This window comes from Ketobacter sp. GenoA1 (genome assembly GCF_003671475.1).
Lineage (GTDB): Bacteria > Pseudomonadota > Gammaproteobacteria > Pseudomonadales > Ketobacteraceae > Ketobacter.
The window spans coordinates 73,894-92,652 of record NZ_RCHM01000014.1 but is presented as its reverse complement, the minus strand read 5'-3'; the positions used below and the strand labels follow the sequence as shown (position 1 = coordinate 92,652).

General features: G+C 55.7%; 18 protein-coding genes. 4 read left to right on the top strand and 14 right to left on the bottom strand.

Annotation, left to right across the window (positions count from 1 at the left end):
• Positions 1-38: 38 nt before the first annotated feature.
• A complete protein-coding gene (locus tag D9N13_RS05475) occupies positions 39-2,324 on the top strand; it encodes a CHASE domain-containing protein (protein ID WP_290586986.1) in 2,286 nt (761 codons plus the stop codon).
• Between the two features lie 130 nt (positions 2,325-2,454).
• Positions 2,455-3,624 (top strand): hydroxymethylglutaryl-CoA reductase, encoded by a 1,170-nt coding sequence (locus tag D9N13_RS05470; protein WP_290586984.1) that lies wholly within the window; start codon positions 2,455-2,457, stop codon positions 3,622-3,624.
• A gap of 7 nt (positions 3,625-3,631) precedes the next feature.
• On the opposite strand, the gene D9N13_RS05465 is transcribed toward D9N13_RS05470, so the two are convergent.
• Positions 3,632-3,907: a CPCC family cysteine-rich protein gene (locus tag D9N13_RS05465; protein ID WP_290586981.1), complete on the bottom strand. Its 276-nt coding sequence runs from the start codon at positions 3,905-3,907 to the stop codon at positions 3,632-3,634.
• 280 nt (positions 3,908-4,187) lie between these two features.
• Here D9N13_RS05465 and D9N13_RS05460 point away from each other — a divergent pair, with 280 nt between their 5' ends.
• Positions 4,188-5,060 carry a methylated-DNA--[protein]-cysteine S-methyltransferase gene (locus tag D9N13_RS05460; RefSeq protein ID WP_290586979.1) on the top strand — a complete coding sequence of 291 codons (873 nt, stop codon included), beginning with the start codon at positions 4,188-4,190 and terminating at the stop codon, positions 5,058-5,060.
• On the opposite strand, the gene hemW is transcribed toward D9N13_RS05460, so the two are convergent.
• The 13 genes from hemW to D9N13_RS05395 form a co-directional block, all read right to left on the bottom strand.
• Positions 5,054-6,187 carry a radical SAM family heme chaperone HemW gene (gene hemW, locus D9N13_RS05455; RefSeq protein WP_290586977.1) on the bottom strand — a complete coding sequence of 378 codons (1,134 nt, stop codon included), beginning with the start codon at positions 6,185-6,187 and terminating at the stop codon, positions 5,054-5,056. The two genes, D9N13_RS05460 and hemW, sit on opposite strands and share 7 nt — an antisense overlap.
• 7 nt (positions 6,188-6,194) lie before the next feature.
• Complete coding sequence (locus D9N13_RS05450; RefSeq protein ID WP_290586975.1) at positions 6,195-6,797, bottom strand: XTP/dITP diphosphatase; 603 nt, start codon at positions 6,795-6,797, stop codon at positions 6,195-6,197.
• A gap of 74 nt (positions 6,798-6,871) precedes the next feature.
• On the bottom strand, positions 6,872-7,906 hold the full coding sequence (locus tag D9N13_RS05445) for a hypothetical protein (RefSeq protein WP_290586973.1): 1,035 nt from the start codon (positions 7,904-7,906) through the stop codon (positions 6,872-6,874).
• A gap of 207 nt (positions 7,907-8,113) precedes the next feature.
• Positions 8,114-9,175, bottom strand: a complete 1,062-nt coding sequence (locus D9N13_RS05440; protein WP_290586970.1) for a hypothetical protein — start codon at positions 9,173-9,175, stop codon at positions 8,114-8,116.
• A gap of 30 nt (positions 9,176-9,205) precedes the next feature.
• Positions 9,206-10,255 (bottom strand): hypothetical protein, encoded by a 1,050-nt coding sequence (locus tag D9N13_RS05435; protein ID WP_290586968.1) that lies wholly within the window; start codon positions 10,253-10,255, stop codon positions 9,206-9,208.
• 170 nt (positions 10,256-10,425) lie between these two features.
• Complete coding sequence (locus D9N13_RS05430; protein ID WP_290586966.1) at positions 10,426-10,890, bottom strand: DUF4426 domain-containing protein; 465 nt, start codon at positions 10,888-10,890, stop codon at positions 10,426-10,428.
• A 13-nt stretch (positions 10,891-10,903) separates the two neighbouring features.
• Complete coding sequence (metW, locus tag D9N13_RS05425) at positions 10,904-11,494, bottom strand: methionine biosynthesis protein MetW (protein WP_290586964.1); 591 nt, start codon at positions 11,492-11,494, stop codon at positions 10,904-10,906.
• Positions 11,495-11,497: 3 nt separating this feature from the next.
• The gene (locus D9N13_RS05420; RefSeq protein ID WP_290586962.1) at positions 11,498-12,664 is read right to left on the bottom strand and encodes a homoserine O-succinyltransferase MetX; all 1,167 of its coding nucleotides are present in this window, start codon (positions 12,662-12,664) and stop codon (positions 11,498-11,500) included.
• A 167-nt stretch (positions 12,665-12,831) separates the two neighbouring features.
• Positions 12,832-14,823, bottom strand: a complete 1,992-nt coding sequence (locus D9N13_RS05415) for a dynamin family protein (protein WP_290586960.1) — start codon at positions 14,821-14,823, stop codon at positions 12,832-12,834.
• A gap of 75 nt (positions 14,824-14,898) precedes the next feature.
• A complete protein-coding gene (locus D9N13_RS05410) occupies positions 14,899-15,192 on the bottom strand; it encodes a DUF167 family protein (RefSeq protein WP_290586958.1) in 294 nt (97 codons plus the stop codon).
• A 5-nt stretch (positions 15,193-15,197) separates the two neighbouring features.
• The gene (locus tag D9N13_RS05405) at positions 15,198-15,758 is read right to left on the bottom strand and encodes a YggT family protein (protein WP_290586956.1); all 561 of its coding nucleotides are present in this window, start codon (positions 15,756-15,758) and stop codon (positions 15,198-15,200) included.
• Positions 15,759-15,865: 107 nt separating this feature from the next.
• Complete coding sequence (proC, locus tag D9N13_RS05400; RefSeq protein ID WP_290586954.1) at positions 15,866-16,675, bottom strand: pyrroline-5-carboxylate reductase; 810 nt, start codon at positions 16,673-16,675, stop codon at positions 15,866-15,868.
• Between the two features lie 119 nt (positions 16,676-16,794).
• A complete protein-coding gene (locus D9N13_RS05395; RefSeq protein ID WP_290586952.1) occupies positions 16,795-17,460 on the bottom strand; it encodes a GntR family transcriptional regulator in 666 nt (221 codons plus the stop codon).
• 138 nt (positions 17,461-17,598) lie between these two features.
• Here D9N13_RS05395 and D9N13_RS05390 point away from each other — a divergent pair, with 138 nt between their 5' ends.
• Complete coding sequence (locus D9N13_RS05390; RefSeq protein WP_290586950.1) at positions 17,599-18,756, top strand: alkane 1-monooxygenase; 1,158 nt, start codon at positions 17,599-17,601, stop codon at positions 18,754-18,756.
• Positions 18,757-18,759: the final 3 nt, after the last annotated feature.

The following is an 18,759-nucleotide window of genomic DNA, read 5'->3' as shown; positions in this document are numbered from 1 at the left end:
TTCTTAGGTGTGCGTTCCCCTGCACACAAGGATTGGCGATGACCCGTTTCCGTATGCCATTGATGTTTGTCGCCACCCTGGCGGGCTACTGGTTGTTGGGAACCGCTTCCGGGTTATTCGCCATTCCGCCGGGCTATGCCAGCCCCATCTGGCCGGCCGCGGGGTTTGCCCTGTTTATGATTGTCACCGTTGGGCGGCGTATTCTGCCGGCGGTGTGGCTGGCCTCCTTTCTGCTCAACCTTGGCTTCGCCGATGCTTCCCTGCTGCAGCCGTCTGTGGACTGGCTTATTGCCGCCGCTATCGGCCTTGGGGCGGCCTTGCAGACCTGGCTCGCTTTCTGGCTGATTCACCGTTTCACGTCGTTTCCCGCCTGGAGCCGTACCGCCGACCCCATTTTGTTTGCCTTGCTGGGTGGGCCGGTTGCCTGCCTGGTGTCCTCTACGGTTGGGGTGGGAACCCTGTTTATATTTAATGTCCTGCCGCTTGAAGTCTTGCCGATTAACTGGATTAACTGGTGGGTGGGGGATGCCATCGGCGTGATGTGTTTGTCGCCATTAATCGTGGCGGTGCAGGGCAGAAACACCTGGTCTTCCAACACCCGTCTCACCAGTTTTGTGTTGGTGTATTTTGCCTTGGTGTTTGTGGCCAGCTCCAGCTTCTTGTACTTTCGGACCCAGCATGAGCGTTGGGTGGAGAACGTGTTCAGCGAACAGGTGGCGGGTATGCACCGGGCGTTGCACAAACAGCTGGATAATATCGCTCATGTTTCCCATACCCTGGCGGGCTTGTTCTCCACCTTCGGTGATGTAAGTTATGCCCAATTCCTGCAGTATGCCAATGGTCTGTACGAACATGTACCGGGTACCCATGCACTATCCTGGATACCCATTGTAAGCCAGGCGGAGCGGGCCCGTTATGAACAGGACATGGCACGTTATCTGGGGCGGGAGTATCGTTTCCAGGAACTGACCACTGACAAGCGTATGCAGGTGGCCGGCCCCCGGGAACGCTATTTCCCGGTGTACTACATTGCGCCCATTGCGGGTAATGAACGGGCAATGGGACTGGATCTTGGCTCCCACCCCGGACGCCTGCAGGCTATCCGGCAGGCCATTGACGACAATGCCATGACGGCAACGCAACCCATTACCCTGGTGCAGGAAAAAGACACGCAACAGGCGTTTCTGCTGCTGACACCGGTGCGCGCGGACGACCGCCTGCTGGGTTTGGTGTCCTGCGTGTATCGGGCGCGGGATTTGCTGGAAGCGGCGTTTGATATTCGTGATCTGGAACGGGTGTTCATCCGCATAGAAGATGTAACGGAAAGCAATCATCCCATCGAATTCTTTACCGCCCGTGTTGAAGCCACGGACAAGCGTATCCTGCATCACATTGAGTTTGCCGGCCGCCGCTGGCAGATTACCTATTCACCGGGTATGCAATATCTGAAGAATACTCAGTCCACATCGGTGTGGGTGGTGCTGATTTCCGGTTTTGTGGCGGTGTCGGTGTTCGGCATGATCATTCTTATGGTGATGACCCAGAAGTCCACCGTGGAGCTTGCCGTGCAAAGGCAAACCGTGGAGCTGCAACGCGCCCTGGAACGGGCGGAAACCGCCAGCAAAATAAAAAGTAACTTTCTTGCCAACATGTCCCATGAGCTGCGCACACCGCTCAACTCCATAATCGGTTTCAGCGTGCGTGCGCAGAAAAAACTTGAAGGCGCCGGTCAGCATCGGGTGCTGGATTCCCTGGGGGTAATCGAGAAAAACGGCCGCCATCTGCTGAATTTGATTAATGACATTCTGGATCTTTCCAAAATTGAAGAAGGCAAGTTACAGATAGCGCGGGCGCCCCTGCCGTTACCGGCGGTGACCCAGGAGGTGGTGTCGGCGCTGCGCCCCATGGCGGAAGAGCGGGGCCTGACCCTGAGCCTGGATTTGGGCGGGGTTGAGACCGTCTATGCGGATCGCAAGCGCTACTCGCAGATACTGTATAACCTGATTTCCAACGCCATCAAGTTCACCGAACAGGGCGGCATCAGTCTGAGTTACCGGCAGCAGCACCGTAAGGGCCGGCCGGGTGTCTGCATGCAGGTGGAAGATTCCGGTCAGGGCATCAATAGCGACGATCTGAAGCGGTTGTTCCGGCGTTTTGAACAACTGGGTGACAGCTTCAGTAATCGGGATCTGGGCAGTGGGCTGGGCCTGTCCCTGGTGCAGGAGCTGGTGGATATGCACGGTGGCAAGGTGGATGTGCACAGTTGGCCCGGCCAGGGCACTGTGTTCGAAGTCTGGTTCCCGGATGATGAAAAATCACCCTGAAGCGTGCTGATAAGGCCAAATTAAGCAGCATTATCGGCCTGAAGGGCGCGTTTTTTTGCTCCAACGGGCCATGCTCTCTATTATCCCTGGGGTAGATCACCCTTACCCATGTTAACCAAGAGGACAAGGCATGCAGAAGTTACCCCGCGACAAGGAAAACGATTACACCAGGGAGATGGCCTCGCAGCGCCGCGACGTGGTGAACGCGGAGACCGGTTCCAACCTGGAGCATGTGGGCTCTTATTCCATTGATCCGGGTGTGTTGCCGGGCAATATTGAGAATTTTGCCGGAGTGGCGCAGGTACCCCTGGGATTCGCCGGCCCCATGTTGGTCAATGGTGAGCACGCCAAGGGGGAGTTTTATGTGCCCATGGCCACCTCGGAAGGCACCCTGGTGGCCAGTTACAGCCGCGGCATGCGTCTGACCCGGGAAGCCGGTGGCATCACCACCACGGTGGTGGACGATGCCATGCAGCGGGCGCCCGTTTTCATCTTTGACAATGCCCGCTCAGCCTTGCGCTTCGGCCGTTGGGTGGAGGAAAACTTTGAGGCCATCAAGGCCAAGGCGGAAGAAACCACCTCATCCGGCAAGCTGCGCAATATTGAACAATACACCGCCGCCAAGATGCGCTGGTTGCGTTTTAATTTCACCTGTGGCGATGCGGCGGGCCAGAACATGGTGAGCAAAGCCACCCGTCACGCCTGCATGTGGATGCTGGATCAGGGCATTCCCGGCCTGGAGAATTTCAGTCTGGCGGCCAATTTCGACACGGATAAAAAGCATTCCTATGTCAACAGCCTGCATACCCGCGGTAAACGGGCGGTGGCTGAGGTGACGTTGCCGGCGCAACTGGTGAAAGACATCATGCATACCACGCCGCAGGATCTGTTCCGTCAGCGTCAGTATTCCAACATGGGGGCGCTGATGGCGGGTTCGGTGTGCAACGGCGCTCACTTTGCCAATGGCATCACCGCCATGTTCATCGCCTGCGGGCAGGATGTGGCCAATGTGGCGGAATCTTCCGCCGGCATTGTCTACAGCGAAGTCACCGAGCAGGGTGATTACTATTTTGCCGCCACCATTCCGTCGCTGGTGGTGGCCACCTATGGCGGTGGTACCGGTTTGCCCACACAGCGGGAGTGCCTGGACGTATTGGGTTGCTACGGCAAAGGCGGCGTGCAGAAGTTCGCTGAAATTGTGGCGGCCACGGTGCTCTGTGGTGAGCTATCCCTGGCGGCGGCCATCGTGGCGGATGAGTGGGTGTCCAGCCACGATGCCTATGGGCGTAATCGCCCCTGACCTGTGCTCAGACCGCGGACTTGCCGCTGAAGTAGCGGATTGCGTTGGTGGCAGCGGCCGGCGGCGCAAACGCACACCATTTAGTGTCTTTCTCAAAACCCGAAACCCGCTTGTTCAGACCTTTGAACTGAAACTGGGCCCAGCGTAGACTTTGGGAATTCAGGCCCTTGTTCAGGTCCGGGTCCATGGACTGGTAGGGGTCATTGATCCAGTTACAGACCTTGCAGGTGTTCTTGTTGTCTTCCAGCGATTTGTAGCCACAACAGGGGCATGTGAATTTCATGATTGCTCTCGACTGATACTGCATTTGGGTTGTTGCTGTTAGTAATATTAGACGGTTCCGGGGGCCAACAGGTCACGTAAATATTCACAAAAGATGACTGACCGGGATGAATGTTCAAAAGCAATAACCGGTTGGCTTTTGCAGCTGGCCGCGATCACAGGAAATCTGTGACTAAGTACACAATCAGCAGGGCGGCGCTGAGGCGCAAGAATCGGGTGTTCAAGGTAGCCGCCAGAGGGGATACTGGGCACTGTTTTCCAGGCTACCTTACGGGATGCGTATGCAGCACAGTCAGCATTATCAAAGAATCGCCTCCGCTATCCGTTTTTTTACTGAGCGCAAGGCACAACAACCTTCCCTGGCGGAACTGGCGCAACACCTGGAGTTGAGCGAATTTCATGTGCAGCGGCTGTTTTCCGAGTGGGTGGGTGTGTCTCCCAAGCAGTTCTTGAAATTCCTCACCAAGCAGGAAGCCAAACGGCGTCTTCTGCAGACCAACGTGTTGGAGTCGGCGCTGGATGTGGGCCTGAGTGGCAGCAGCCGGTTGCACGATCTGTTGCTGAGCTGCGAGGGGGTGACACCGGGGCAGGTACGGCAGCTGGGTGCGGGCCTGAACATTGTTTACGGGCGCATTGATACACCGTTCGGTGAAGCGTTGTTGGCGCTTACCGGAAAGGGCATCTGTAAACTGGGGTTCTGTGATGATGATGGGGCGTTTGAACAATTGCTGCTGGAATTGCATCAGGAGTGGCCGCGGGCCACCATCAGCCAGGATCAGGATCAGGGCCAGGTGAGCGCCGTGGGGGGAAGGGTGTTCGCTTCCTGCCTGGGTACGCTGCGCGGGCAGTCAGTGAAGTCAGCTGCGCAGTTGCCGCGCCTGGGTCTGCTGATGAAAGGCAGCCCGTTTCAGCTCAAGGTCTGGGAGGCGTTGCTGGCCATCCCGGAGGGGCAGATTCGTACTTACCAGCAGGTGGCAGACGCCATTGAGGAGCCCACTGCGGTGCGGGCGGTGGCCAGTGCCATTGCCCGTAACCCCATTGGCTACCTGATCCCCTGCCACCGGGTGATACGCAGTACCGGGGAATTCAGCCAGTATCGTTGGGGCCCAACACGCAAGCAGGCCATGATCGGCTGGGAGGCCTGCCGTCATTGAAACAGGTTCAGCAGTGAGTTCAGAAAGCGTTGGCCCAGAGCGGTGGTTTGCCAGCTGTGCTGGGTTGCGGTCATCAAGCCCTGATGACAGGCCTTGGCAATGGTCTGGTTAACCATGTCGGGGGTAAGAAAAGTGCGCTCTTCAAATAATGATTTGGGAATGGCTTCCTGCAGGCGCAGGCTATTCATAAAAAATTCGAAGGGCAGATCGGCAGCGGGCACCGACCACTCTTTGGCGCAAAAGGCTTTGTCCGGGTTCAGGTAATCCTGGGGCAGACGGGTTTTCTGGTAACGCAGCACGGTGCCGGTCTCCGGGTCGGTTATTTTGCCGTGGGCGCCGGCGCCGATACCTAGGTAGTCGCCGAAACGCCAGTAATTCAGATTATGCTGACACTGAAAGCCCGGCCTGGCGTAGGCACTGGTTTCATATTGCTGTAGCCCCGCCTCCTGCAACAGGGACTTGCCGGCGTCTTCAATATCCCCCAGATCGTCCTCATCCGGCAGGGTGGGTGGTTTGCTGTAGAACAGGGTGTTGGGTTCGATGGTCAACTGGTACCAGGACAGGTGGCTGGGCTGCAGATCCATGGCCTGTTGCAGATCGGCCAGGGCAGCCTCAACCGTCTGCCCCGGCAAGCCATGCATCAGGTCGATGTTCAAGCGCTCAAAACCCAGCTCGCGGGCGGTGGCGATGGCCTGGATGGCTTCATGGCGGTTATGGATGCGGCCCAGTGCCTGCAACTGGTGTTCACTGAAACTCTGTACGCCAACGGACAGCCGGTTGATGCCGGCGTCTTGAAAGCCTTTGAATTTACGGTATTCGAAGGTACCGGGATTGGCTTCCAGAGTAATTTCCGCCTGGCCGCTGATGGGCACAATACGGTGGATGGCCTGCAGCAGGTGCCGGTAACTGTCGGCACTGAATAAGCTGGGGGTGCCGCCACCGATAAACACTGTCTGGATGGCTCTGCCCTGGGCCAGCGCCTGATCGTGCTTCAGGTCCGCCAGCAACGCCGAGATGTAATCCGTCTCCGGAATATGGCGGCTTTCATGACTGTTGAAGTCACAATAGGGACATTTGCGCACACACCATGGGATATGAATGTAGAGCGCCAGAGGAATGGGATTCACAACGGGATTACGCTGTCTGGCGGGCGGCAAACGCGGCCATCAGCTGCTGCAGGGCCAGACCCCGGTGGCTGAGCTGATTCTTGATCTCCGGGGGCAGTTGGGCGGCGCTGCAGCCTTGGTCCGGTACCATAAACACCGGGTCATAGCCGAAGCCGTTATTGCCGCTGGCTTGATCCGCAATATAGCCTTCCCAGGTGCCCTGGCAGATCAGTGGCACGGGATCCTCGGCATGGCGCAGATACACCATAACGCATTGAAAGCGGGCCCGGCGCTGGTGTGACGGCAGTCCCTCCAGGGCGGCCAGCAGTTTGGCCACGTTGTCGGCGTCCGTTGCTTCCGGCCCGGCGTAGCGTGCGCTGTAAATTCCCGGGGCACCGCGCAAGGCATCCACCTCCAAACCGGAATCATCGGCTAAGGCGGGTTTGCCGGTAATGGCGCTGGCATTGCGGGCCTTGAGAAGGGCGTTTTCCACAAAGGTCAGGCCGGTTTCTTCTATTTCGGGCACCTCAAATTCTGCTTGGCCCCGCGCCTTGAGGCCGAAGGGGTTCAGTACCTGATTGATTTCCTTGAGTTTGCCCTGATTGCCGGTGGCGACGACGATGTCTTGCATTGAATAATCCACTGCTGCCGGAAAATGAGGCGACAGTATACCGCAGTCGGGCAGCAGTGGATCAGGTTTGCTGATCAGGGAACCAGCAGGGTGACGTTGGCGGAGACGCGGCGCCCGGTCACCCGGTGCTCAAATACCGCTTCCACGCTGGTGGTGCTGGTGGGCAGGCTGCCGCCGCCGGGCATGGACACCGTATAGCGGCCACTGCCTTCCTGGACCCTGATCCAGCCCAGAGCATTGATGTTGTCCAGATTGGCCAGACGGTAATCGTTACTGCTGATGGTACCCTGGCCGTTGATCTGAAAGATGCTGCTGGAACCGGAAGCCAGTTGTGGATTGCCGTTGTTGTAGTTGAACCAGACGCTGCGGGGCAGGTTGTTGAGCCCGGTCAGTTCACTGTTATAGGTGTAATCGGTGGACACATAAGTACCACTGTGACGGACAATGCCGATACCTTTGGCGAACAATAAGCTGTTGCTTAGGGTTTCATCGATATTATAGGTGGCGCCCAGGATGCTCACATTGGCAGTGACCGCCGCATTCAACAAGGCAGCCCGTACCGGCAGCGTGCCGTATTGGCCGTTGTAGACACTGTCCACGTTGACCGTTTGATAGGTTACGTTGATGTTGTTGAGGGTGCTGCTGGAACCGCCTGCACTTATTACCGCACTGGCCAGGGTCGTGCCGCCGCTGGCACTGGTACTGGATTGCAGCGTGATCGGATTGTCAAAGCGCAGCTCGTCCAGCTCAAAGGCAATGCCGCCGCTGGTTATGGCGATGGGGCCGTCGATACCATACAGGCGAATGCGGTTGGCATCGCTGGAGAAAAAGAAGCTGAAGGTACGGTCGCCACTGTCCATGGTGACTTCATAAATGTCGTTGCCGGTTTGCTGGCTGAGCTCCTCGTTCAGAATGTGCATGCTGTCGATCGCACCCACATTGGTGTCCTGGTAACTGAGCGACGCGCCTACCGCCAGCGGAAGGTAGGGATTGAATTGTTGTTGATAGGGTGGGTCCGGATCGGGCTGGTTGTCACCGCCGCAGGCGGCCAAGAGAATGCTTGCGCACAACCAGGTCAGGTTGCGCACCAGAAGGCGTAATTTCATCATGTGTATTCCTGTTTTTGTTTTTTTAGCGTGTTCAGGCAATGCTAATCGCCGGGACAGCCTCAGTTCTAACACGGATAACGAATAGTTATTTGGAAAGGCAGGCCAGATTTCGAAGTAAGCGGTCAGATCGGAAAGGTTTGCCGGGGAGAAGGAAAAGAGCCCTACGTTGGTAGGGCTCTTGTAGTGCCAACGGAGATTGCTTGTATATCAGGGTAACAACGTGACATTACCGGACATTCGTGTTTTATCTGAGATACGCTCGAAGACCACTTCGATACTGATTGGCAGCTCACTGGTATCAGGAAGTGCATCGTCGTATTGCATTGTGACATTAAAGGTGTTGCTGGATGTGTCCTCTGCCACCGTGACCCAACCCAGATCATTAATTTCCTCCATATTGGCGACTTGGTAAACCGTGGAGTTAACGGGTGCAGCCTGGCTGTTGATTCTGAATGTGGTGTCTGCCGAGACGGGTATGGGGTCAAGCATGTTATGTTCAAACCAGATGGGTTGGGGCAGTGACGTGAGCGAGCTGATGATCGCATTCAGATTCAGGCCGCCGTATTTACCCACGTGCTGGACAATGCCGATACCTTTTACCAGTCTGAGCGAGGTCGATAGCGTTTGGTCGATGTCAATTACAGCGGTTATCGGAAAAGTGATTTCACGATAATACTGGATTCTGGTTTGCAGGGAGACAAGTTTTACCGGCAGGTCGCCGTCTCCAAAGGTATCGGAGAAAACGTCGTCGAATTCCAGTTTGGCGAAGCTGATGTCAACGGTGGCGGTCAGCGGTATACCATTATAGGTGAGTGAGGCAGTTGCCTGCGTTGCAGGGTAGCTGTTGTTGGTGCCATCGTAAATGATGACCGGATCAAGGAAAACCAGTTTGGAAATTCTTGCCCCGGAGGCCTCAAAATCCCCTGATATGGCGTGAAGTTCAATGTTGACCGGAGTGGATTTGAATGACAGCGTCAGGGCTTCATCCCCTTCACCATAGGTGATGTCATAGATGTCTTCACTGCTGGAAGACAGGTCGGAGTTATATTCAACAACGCCAGATGTTCCGTCCTGGTAATTGATGGACGTATCTTCAGTCAGTGGCATATAAGTATTAAACGATTGGCTGTATCCAACCGTTCCACCGCCACCATCACGATTACCATCATCGGAGCCGCCGCCACCGCCACCGCCACCGCCACCACAGGCGATAAGAAAACAGGTCGGGACGATCAGTAATGCTGTGCGTATGAAAGTGGCTCGGTACATGTGACTTCTCATATTGTTATTGTTTTGATGTCAGGGAAGCAAGGTCAGGTTTGCTGACAGCCGTTCGCCACTGTTGACGCGGTTCTCAAATAAAACCTGCACACTGGTGAGAGTTTCCGGCAGCTCGAGACTACTGGTATTGATTTCCACAGCGTATTCGCCTGAATTGGGTTGAGTTATATTAAGCCAACCTAGATCGTTCAGGGCGGAGCGATTCACGATTTCGTAGTCGCTGCTTTCAATGGTGGCGTTGCCGGAAGCTTCGGCGATGGAAAAATAGGTCAGGCTGCCTTCTACAGTGGCCCCGTCATTAGTGAACGCAACGATATTGGGTAGGTTTTCCAGCCCATAGAACTTGATTTCGTATTCGTTACCGGCGACCTCAGTAACGTCGCCACTGTGTTGTACCAATCCCAACCCTTTTGCAAAGAAGAAATTTAACGTGACGGGAAAAGGGCCCACAGTCAAGCCCGGTGCGCTGACACTGATTTCCGCAGTCAAAGTGGATTGCAGTGTGGGGAGTTTAAGTGTTGTCCAGTCAAAGCTCTGGAATGTAGCGGTGTTGCTGTTGGTAACATCGTACTCGAGAGTGAGAGCAGCGTTACTAAGGCTGCCTTCGTCAGATTCCAGTTTGGCTGAGGCGCCCGTACTTTGATTGCTGCGTTCACCAATCAACTTTATTGGTGTATCAAAACGTAGAAAATCAAAGCTGGCGTCATCGGAAACTGCAACAGGTCCATCCATTCCCAAGAACTCGATTTGACTTGAGGTGGTGCGGAAATAGAGATCCAGATTCAAATCATCACTGTTGATGCCAACTTTATAAACCGGATAGCCCTTACTGTTGGACATGCCCACATCGTAGCTCACAGCGCCTTCAATATCGCCCGGAGAGGCTTCATTAGCGGTGTAAAACAACGTCGTGGCATTGGTCAGCGGCAGGTACGCGTTCTGTTCCACTTCCATCTGTACACTGGTGACGGAGTCGGATTCCTCGTCACTGTCCTCATCGGTTTCCAGGCCGCAGCCGCTTAGCAAGAAGGTGCCAAAGGCAAGATAAAACAAATACTTCGGTAACATTAAAATACTCTTTCGAAACTTATAATACTTATTCCGTAGGATTGTATCCCAGCAGAATGTAATTGAGTGTAGAGAATTGTAGGGTGATCTTTATAGACGGGAAAGCCGCCCGGCAGGGGTGTGCCGGGCGTTAACTGCTTGTTCTGACAGCGGGTTTTCTGCAGCGCGTTTTATTCAGAATAGAAACTCTGAGAAAAACTGACTTTCAGCGGAGCGCTTTCCGGGGTGGGGCTGACGTTGATAGCAAAATCCAGCTTGTCGCCATCCCGGACCCTGAATTCGGCCAGGTAGTAGATGGCATCGCCTTCTTCAACCACCTGGAAATCCAATGGGATCTCGCTGCCGCCCAGTTGGCCGGTGTAACCCTTCAACTGCGCCAATACCGATTTGGTTAAGCCGCCGGGCTGCTTGCGCTGTACCGAAATATTCACAATGCCCCGTTGCCGGCTGCGCATCAGGCCATAGGCGCTGGCCACTTCCGGGGTCAGCAGGGTGGATGTGAAGGCGCTGTAGTGCACCACATAGTCCTTGTCTTCGATAAATTGTTCCGCCGCCGCCAGCTCTGCTGTCAGCAGCAGTGCAAGCGCCAGTAGTGATGCCAGAATAATCCGAATGTGGGTTATTTTTATGGTCATATCCTTAACCTCTCTATTTGGTAACGTGGTATACCGCCACTTCGCCGAACAGGTTGGGGAACAGTCGCATCATAAATCCATCGCGATAATTCATGTCCACCACTGTGCGGTTCAGTATCTTCAGATGCTTACGATAGCACAGAGCCTCAAAATCCTTGAAGGTACACAAGTGGATGTTGGGGGTGTTATACCAAGTATAAGGCAACTGTTTGGAAACCGGCATGCGGCCTTTGGTCATCAGATACAGGCGGCAGCGCCAGTACCCGAAGTTGGGGAACGTGATGATGCATTCCTTGCCCACCCGCAGCATATCGTCGATCACTTTGTCCGGGTAGTGAACCGCCTGCAGGGCCTGGGTCATGATGACCATGTCGAAGCTGTCGTTTTCGAAATTGGCCAGTCCGCAATCCAGATCCTGCTCGATCACATTGACGTTTTTCTTAATGCATTCAAGGATCTTGTCCTGGTCGATTTCCAGGCCGTATCCGAATACATTCTTTTTGTCCCGCAGGTGGGCCAGCAGGGCGCCGTCGCCGCAACCCAGGTCGAGAATGCTGCAATCCGGTTGTACCCACTGTTGAATGGCTGCCAGGTCCTGACGCATGAATCAGTGCTCCCCATCCAGTGCAATGGAATTCATATAAGCTTTGAACAAATTGGTATAACGGGGCACGTTCAGCAAAAACGAATCATGCCCCTGTGGGCATTCGATGTCGGCGTAGGATACGTGCTTGCGTGCCGCCAACAGGGCCTCAACGATTTCCTGCGAGCGTTCCGGTGAAAAGCGCCAGTCGGTGGTGAAGGACATGACCAGAAAACGGGCTTTGGCTCTGGCCAGCGCCTTGCTCAGATCATGGTCGTGTTCCTCGGCCGGATCAAAATAGTCCAGCGCCCGGGTCATCAGCAGGTAGGTGTTGGCGTCGAAATTCTTGGAAAACACTTCTCCCTGATAATTGAGATAGCTTTCCACCTGAAACTCCACCTCAAAGTCGAAACTCTTTGCGCCGTCACGCAGCTCGCGGCCGAATTTTTCCCGCATGGCGGCGTCGGAAAGATAGGTGATGTGCCCCAGCATGCGGGCCAGGCTGAGGCCGATCCTGGGGTATTTGTCGTGTTCGTAATAATGCCCCTCACAAAAATCCGGATCAGACAGAATGGCTTTGCGAGCCACCTCATTGAAGGCAATATTCTGTGCCGACAGTTTGGGGGCCGCGGCGATGATCACGGCATTGCGCACCTGATCGGGGAAGTCGATGGCCCACTGCATGGCCTGCATGCCACCCAGGCTGCCGCCCACCACGGCGGCCCAGTGGGGGATACTTAAATGCTGCATCAGGGCATGCTGGCTGTTGATCCAATCCCGCACGGTAACGATGGGAAAATCCGGCCCATAGGGTTTGCCGGTATCCGGGTTATGGGATTTGGGGCCGGTACTGCCGTGACAGCCCCCCAGATTGTTCAGGCTGACCACAAAAAAACGATTGGTATCGATGGCTTTGCCGGGGCCAATGCAGGCATCCCACCAGCCTGGCTTTTTGTCGTCACTGCCGTGGAAGCCGGCGGCATGGTGGTGGCCGGAAAGGGCGTGGCAGATCAGGACAGCATTACTCTTGGCCGCGTTCAGCTTGCCATAGGTTTCAAACACCAGCTCATAGTGGGGCAGGGTTTTGCCACACTGCAGGGTGATGGGGTGGTCGCAGCGGAAAATCTGGGGCTGGACGATGCCAACGGTGCCTTCTTGCTGGGTGGCATTGTTCGGTAGTGCTGTATTCAATCCCGGTGTTCCTGAACGGCTGTCAATGAAGTGCGCAGTCTATCAGAAATAAGGGAGGGGCAGGAGGGAGGCTTTGCTATTCAGCACGTGATCCGGTGATGACCTGGGCGGGCCGGACCAGTACTGCGCGCTCGGGCCCAAATACATGGGCATTGTGGAAAAAAGTGTCACCGTCGTGTAAACGACGGGTCCGGGAGCTGGCTGGTAATAACGGGAAATACCTTGCGGTTCTGATGAATGGGGGCGGGTTTGCGCAGGCCTTTGATCATGTCCTCCACTTCGACGATCTGTTCGTCCAGATCTTCCAGCATGGATTCCATGTTGCTGATGCGTTGCTCGGCGTTATCATCGGCGTTGCCCAGGGCGCGCAGTTTCTGAATGTGTTCGTCCAGCAGGTGCTTTTGCTCCTGGGCGTTCTGGAACAGGGGCAACAGCACATCGTTGAGCCAGGATTTGGCGGCACGTTCGTACTGACGGTAAATGGTGGAGCCTTCATTGACAATGGTACTCAGGAAACGTTTGGAGGTGGCCTTCTGCTCGGTCAGCAGTTTGCGCAGGTTGCGGCGGAAGCTACCGGATTTGGTGCGCAGGTCGTCCAGGTGGGTGACGTATTCCCGTGGCGAAAAGCGTGGGTAATCCAGGGGCGCCATGCCCAGTTCGGCTTCGTATTTGGCGTAGATGTCCGCCACCAGAGGCTGGATTTTCTCCTGGCGCGCCGCCAGCTCCGACATATCCCGTTTCAGGTTGTCAAAAAAACTGTCGATGGCGTTGTTCATGCCGACGATGGTCCAGCTGCTGGTGAGGGCCTTGCCGGCATCCTTCAGATACTGATTCAGCTTGTCGCTGTGCACGGGTTCCAGCATGGCAGTGCCTTCCCGCAGGATCATCTTGCGGCTGGATTTCAGCAGAATCAGTTTTTTGTGGTAGAACGCCTGCTCGTGGCGGGCCTGGGACAGCATTTTTTCCAGCTGGGATTTGCGATCGGATTCCTCGGCTTTCAGCACCCGCAGTTCCGCCAGCACTGATTCCCGTCGCCGCAGCAAGGTTTTACGGCTGCCATGAAGCATGGAATGAATGTCTTTGATGACGCTTTTTTGGATCAGGTGCTCTTTGCGCCGCATCATGTCGTTGGAGAGCAGTTCTTCCAGCTCGGGCAAAAAGCTCTGATCCAGCCGCGTCATGTTGCCTTCCACCTGGGCCAATAACCCTTCCTTGGCCGATACGCAGAGTATTTCGTCCGGGGCGATGGCCAGCTGGCGGGCGCATTGGGCGCGAATATCCCCCAGCACCCGCTTGTTGAACTGCTCGTCTTCCAGTTCATCCCATACGGAATCCACCTTGTTGAGAATGGCGTAGACGCCGGTGGATTCGCGCAGGGCCAGATCCCGGATATGGCGGTTCCAGATGTCCAGGTCGGTGGCGCTGACACCGGAGGAGGCAGATAGCAGAAACAGGATGGACTGGGCTTCGGGCAGCAGGCTGAAGGTCAGTTCAGGTTCGCAGCCCAGGGCATTGAGGCCCGGGGTGTCAATGATGGTGAGGCCCTGACGCAACAGCGGATGATCGAAGCTGATCATGGCGTGGCGCCAGGCTGGAATCAGCACTTTACTGGCGTTGTTTACATCCTTTTCCAGCAGGTCGATCTGGAAACCCATGGCCGATGCTTCGTTGGGGGAGACCGACTTCAGTTGCGCCACTTCGGAAAAGGCTTTCTTCATCATGCGTGGATCGTCGGCATTGAGCGGGACAAACACCCATTTTTCGGGAATCTTACGAAAACTGGCCAGGCTGGAACCCACCATGCGGGTTTCGATGGGCAACAGGCGAATGTAGCTTTCGCTGGCGCGGTGATCGAACAGCAGTTCGGTGGGGCACATGGTGGTGCGGCCGGCACCGGAAGGCAGAATACGGGTGCCGTAGTGGCTGAAGAACAGGGCGTTGATCAGTTCGGTCTTGCCGCGGGAAAACTCCCCCACAAACGCCAGCGTGATTTTGTCGTCTTTCAGGGTTTGCAGCGCCTGTTCCAGCTTGGCTTCCAGCTCGGCATTCTGCACATTGTGATCGATCAGCCAGCCACGGTAACGCGTCAGCTCGCGGTGGATTTCCTGCCGCCACTGAAGATAGGCATCCATCTGACTGGAAAGACGCGCTGACTCCATCTGGTTAAATGCTCGCTAAAATGCAGTTGGGTTGACGATATACCAAAGCCAAGCCGACGGTAACCCCTTGACCCCTCAGGGCTTGCTAATGTTCAGCTTAGCAGGAATTTTAACCGGTGAATGTATCCGAATGCGCTTGCTGCGGCTCAATTCGCCTTTTTCGATCACCACCTGGCTTTTGCTCACACCAAAGCTTTTGGCCAGAAAGCGGGTCAGGTGGGTGTTGGCCTTGCCGTCCAGCGGCGGTGCGGTGATGCGTATTTTCAGATCGCCGCCGTGATCGCCCACCAACTCATCGGCCGACGCCTTTGGTTGCAGACGGCAGGACAGGATCAGATCCGGGCCCTGCCACTGGTACCAGTCCGCCATCGGCGTCAGGGCATTCCCGTCAGGCCAAACAGCTGTTTGACGAATATCAGCCCGATCATCACCAGCATTGGGGAAATGTCCAAACCACCCATGGGGGGAATGATTTTGCGTGCCGGGCCCAGCACCGGTTCGGCAATCTGGTTAAGAATATCGGCAAAGGGGTTGTAACCGCCACCGGCGGCGGTGACCCAGCTCAGAATGGCGGACACAAAAATCACAAACAGGAAGAAATTGATGATGGTGTTGGCCATGGATTTGATAAAGAAGATCACCAGCGGCAACACCTGGACCGGGCCCGGATCATGGAATACGAACACATACAAGCCCAGTTTGACGGCAATAATCAGCACAAACAGCACCAGAGAGGCAATGTCCAGGCCGCCGAACCCCGGTACGATCTTGCGCAGGGGTATTAATAACGGGTTGGTGGCTTTGACGATAAACTGCGATACGGGGTTGTAAAAATCTGCCCGCACCATCTGCAGGATGAATCGGGCCAGTACGATGGAGATATAGATATCAAAGACGGTGGTGACCAGAAAGAGAAAGGCGCCGCTTACATTCATTATCCAGGTTTCCTAGCGTTAGCTGTTCCAGGTTTCGGGACGGTTTCCTAATCATAACAGGAAGTTCGCACATTGGGGCCCCTTGCCCGGGCCCCGGCTACCAGCCCTCAGTCGGATAGTTCCTTGGAGCGCTGATAGGCACCCTGCATGGCTTGGGCGAAGATCTGCCGTAAATTGTTGTCTTCCATGATGCCGATGGCCCGTTCTGTGGTGCCGCCGGGGGAGGTCACCCGGCGCCGCAGCTCCGCCGCCTCCACATCACTGGTGATGGCCATTTGGGCGGAGCCCAGTGCGGTTTGCAGGGTCAGTTGTTTGGCCACTTGTTCACTCAATCCGAGGTCTTTGCCGGCGGCGATCATGGCTTCCATTACCAGGAAGAAATAAGCCGGCCCGCTGCCGGATACGGCGGTGACCGCGTCGATCTGATCTTCATTATCCACCCACAGGGCCAGTCCGACGGCGGCCATCACCGCGCGGGCCTGCTCCCGTTGCTGCTCGCTGACATGGGCGTTGGCGAACAGCCCGGAAGCGCCGGTTTCCACCAGTGCCGGGGTATTGGGCATGCAGCGCACGATGGGCATATCGGCACCGATCCAACCCTCCAGCTGGCTCAGGGTAATACCGGCGGCGATGCTCATCACCACCGGCTTGCGTTGCTGGAAGGCTTCCTTCAGGGGTTCCAATACCTTTCCCATGACCTGGGGCTTGACCGCCAGCACCACCACGTCTGCCTTGTGGCAGGCGCTGATATTGTCGCGGGTGGTGTTGACCTGGAGCTGTTTTCGCACCTGTTGCAGTTGCTGGTCATTGATGTCGGACAGGGTGATGTTATTGGGGTCCATGCCTTTGGCGATCATGCCTCCGGCCAGGCTGCTGGCCATATTGCCGGCGCCGATAAAGGTAATCTTGATAGTCATCTGGTGATCTCTAGCGTTAAATCTGCAGGGTAGGATAACTATTCTATGACGAATTTGTTACGGTTTTCTGGCTGGCGGTAAAACTGGTGGTGCGGTACGGCAATCAGGTTGCATCGGGTTCAGGCGGCACTTTGCCGGGCCAGTGCCCGCAGTACGATGCGGCACTGGTTCTCGCCGTATTCCCGGATGGCGGCCACGGTGGCGGCGGCATCCCTGGCCAACACGTTACCCACCAGGCGCTGAAAGATGCTCAGGGAAACATCGAATTCCGTGGTTTCCGCCCGCAGGGCAATGTAGGAATAGCGCTGCAGTTGCGGCAGCAGTGCTTCGATGTCCTGCGCCAGGTAGGCGTTGTGGGCAAAGCGCTGATTGGCGGTCTGCAGGAAACGAAACGCCACTTCATGGGCAGCGGGCAGGTCGTTGTTCTGGAATAGTACCCGCAGCTCATCCACCATGGCGATCAGGTCTTCAATCTGGCCATCCTGCCAGCGCTCAGCCGCCTGCGCCGCCAAGCGGCTCAACAGCAGGAACAGGAAATCGTAGAGATCCCGTACTTGCTGGGGGTTTACCTCGCACACCCGCACCCCCTTACGTGGTTGCAGTTCCACCAGGTGCAGGTTCTCCATCAAACGAAAGGCTTCCCGCAGTGAGTTGGTACTTACTTCAAGCTCTTTCGCCAATTCATTCTCAGGCAGGCGCATGCCCGGCGCATATTCACCGGTAACGATTTTCTGGGTCAGGTGCTGGGCAATTTGTTCGCTCAGGCTCTTGGCTTGCAATGGCATGACGGCATGGCTCTCCGGGGTTGGGGAGGATTATCACGAAAACCGAACTTTGAATCAATTCTTGAATTGTTTGACAATTCAAGAATTGATAAATAAATTGGGGCTTCTGAAAAGAACAAGCCGAAACCGAGGTAGTCGATGTTTGAGTCAATGTTGCCGGACCGTATGCTGGCGTTGAAGAAGTGGGGATATTTGCTGTTTTGGGCCACCATGGTGCCGTTAGTGCCCTTTTCCGCCATGATCGGCCAGGATGCCGGTACCCAGAATTACTGGGCGTTTTTTCTTTATGCCGTGGTATTCGGCATTATTCCGGTGCTGGATTTTGTGATCGGCAAAGATCCCAGTAATCCCGATGAGGCGACCCAGGTACCGGCCATGAGTGACGAGCGGATTTACCGTGTCTTTACTCTGATCATGGCCGCGGTGTGGTTGGTTGTGCAGGCTTACGCCGGATACGTGTTTATCCACAATGACTTTTCCTTTTGGGGCAAACTGGGCTGGATGTTGTCGATTGGTACCGTGGGCGGGATCATTGCCATCAATCTCGGGCATGAGCTGATCCATAAGGATCCACGGCTGGAAAACTGGACCGGGGGCCTGATGCTGGCGTCGGTGACCTACGCCGGGTTCAAGGTGGAGCATGTGCGTGGTCATCATGTGCACGTGTCTACCCCGGAAGACGCCTCTTCCAGCCGCTATAACCAGAGTTTGTACCACTTCCTGCCCCGTGCTTTTGTGCGTAACTTTGTCAATGCCTGGAAACTGGAGAAGGAGCACCTGGCGCGGAAAGGCCATGCCAACGTCAGCGTCTACAATGAATTAATCTGGTGGTATGGAATTTCGGCGTTGTTTGCCCTCGGTTACGGCCTGGTCTGGGGCTGGATGGGTGTGGTGTTCTTTATTGGGCAGAGTTTCTTTGCGGCACTGACCCTGGAGGTGGTGAATTACATCGAGCACTACGGTTTGCATCGCCGGGAAAATGCCAATGGACGTTATGAGCGGGTAACCCCGGCCCACAGTTGGAACTCCAATTACCTGCTTACCAATGTGGCCCTGTTCCAGTTGCAGCGTCACAGCGATCACCACGCTTATGCCAAGCGTCGCTATCAGGTGCTGCGCCACTATGACGAAAGCCCGCAGCTGCCGGCAGGTTACGCCACCATGTATGTGCTGGCCTGGTTTCCGCCCCTGTGGAAAAAAATCATGAATCCCCGCGTGGAACAGTATTACGAAGGCGAGATGGATCAACTGTTCCGCAACCAGGCCCGGGTCAACAATATCCAGACGGCGGCATAACGC

Bases quoted from the DNA above. Each gene is read 5' to 3' on its own strand.
- D9N13_RS05475 (WP_290586986.1), top strand. From the start codon at position 39: ATGACCCGTTTCCGTATGCCATTGATGTTTGTCGCCACCCTGGCGGGC.
- D9N13_RS05470 (WP_290586984.1), top strand. From the start codon at position 2,455: ATGCAGAAGTTACCCCGCGACAAGGAAAACGATTACACCAGGGAGATG.
- D9N13_RS05465 (WP_290586981.1), bottom strand. From the start codon at position 3,907: ATGAAATTCACATGCCCCTGTTGTGGCTACAAATCGCTGGAAGACAAC.
- D9N13_RS05460 (WP_290586979.1), top strand. From the start codon at position 4,188: ATGCAGCACAGTCAGCATTATCAAAGAATCGCCTCCGCTATCCGTTTT.
- D9N13_RS05450 (WP_290586975.1), bottom strand. From the start codon at position 6,797: ATGCAAGACATCGTCGTCGCCACCGGCAATCAGGGCAAACTCAAGGAA.
- D9N13_RS05445 (WP_290586973.1), bottom strand. From the start codon at position 7,906: ATGATGAAATTACGCCTTCTGGTGCGCAACCTGACCTGGTTGTGCGCA.
- D9N13_RS05440 (WP_290586970.1), bottom strand. From the start codon at position 9,175: ATGTACCGAGCCACTTTCATACGCACAGCATTACTGATCGTCCCGACC.
- D9N13_RS05435 (WP_290586968.1), bottom strand. From the start codon at position 10,255: ATGTTACCGAAGTATTTGTTTTATCTTGCCTTTGGCACCTTCTTGCTA.
- D9N13_RS05430 (WP_290586966.1), bottom strand. From the start codon at position 10,890: ATGACCATAAAAATAACCCACATTCGGATTATTCTGGCATCACTACTG.
- metW (WP_290586964.1), bottom strand. From the start codon at position 11,494: ATGCGTCAGGACCTGGCAGCCATTCAACAGTGGGTACAACCGGATTGC.
- D9N13_RS05415 (WP_290586960.1), bottom strand. From the start codon at position 14,823: ATGGAGTCAGCGCGTCTTTCCAGTCAGATGGATGCCTATCTTCAGTGG.
- D9N13_RS05410 (WP_290586958.1), bottom strand. From the start codon at position 15,192: ATGGCGGACTGGTACCAGTGGCAGGGCCCGGATCTGATCCTGTCCTGC.
- D9N13_RS05405 (WP_290586956.1), bottom strand. From the start codon at position 15,758: ATGAATGTAAGCGGCGCCTTTCTCTTTCTGGTCACCACCGTCTTTGAT.
- proC (WP_290586954.1), bottom strand. From the start codon at position 16,675: ATGACTATCAAGATTACCTTTATCGGCGCCGGCAATATGGCCAGCAGC.
- D9N13_RS05395 (WP_290586952.1), bottom strand. From the start codon at position 17,460: ATGCCATTGCAAGCCAAGAGCCTGAGCGAACAAATTGCCCAGCACCTG.
- D9N13_RS05390 (WP_290586950.1), top strand. From the start codon at position 17,599: ATGTTTGAGTCAATGTTGCCGGACCGTATGCTGGCGTTGAAGAAGTGG.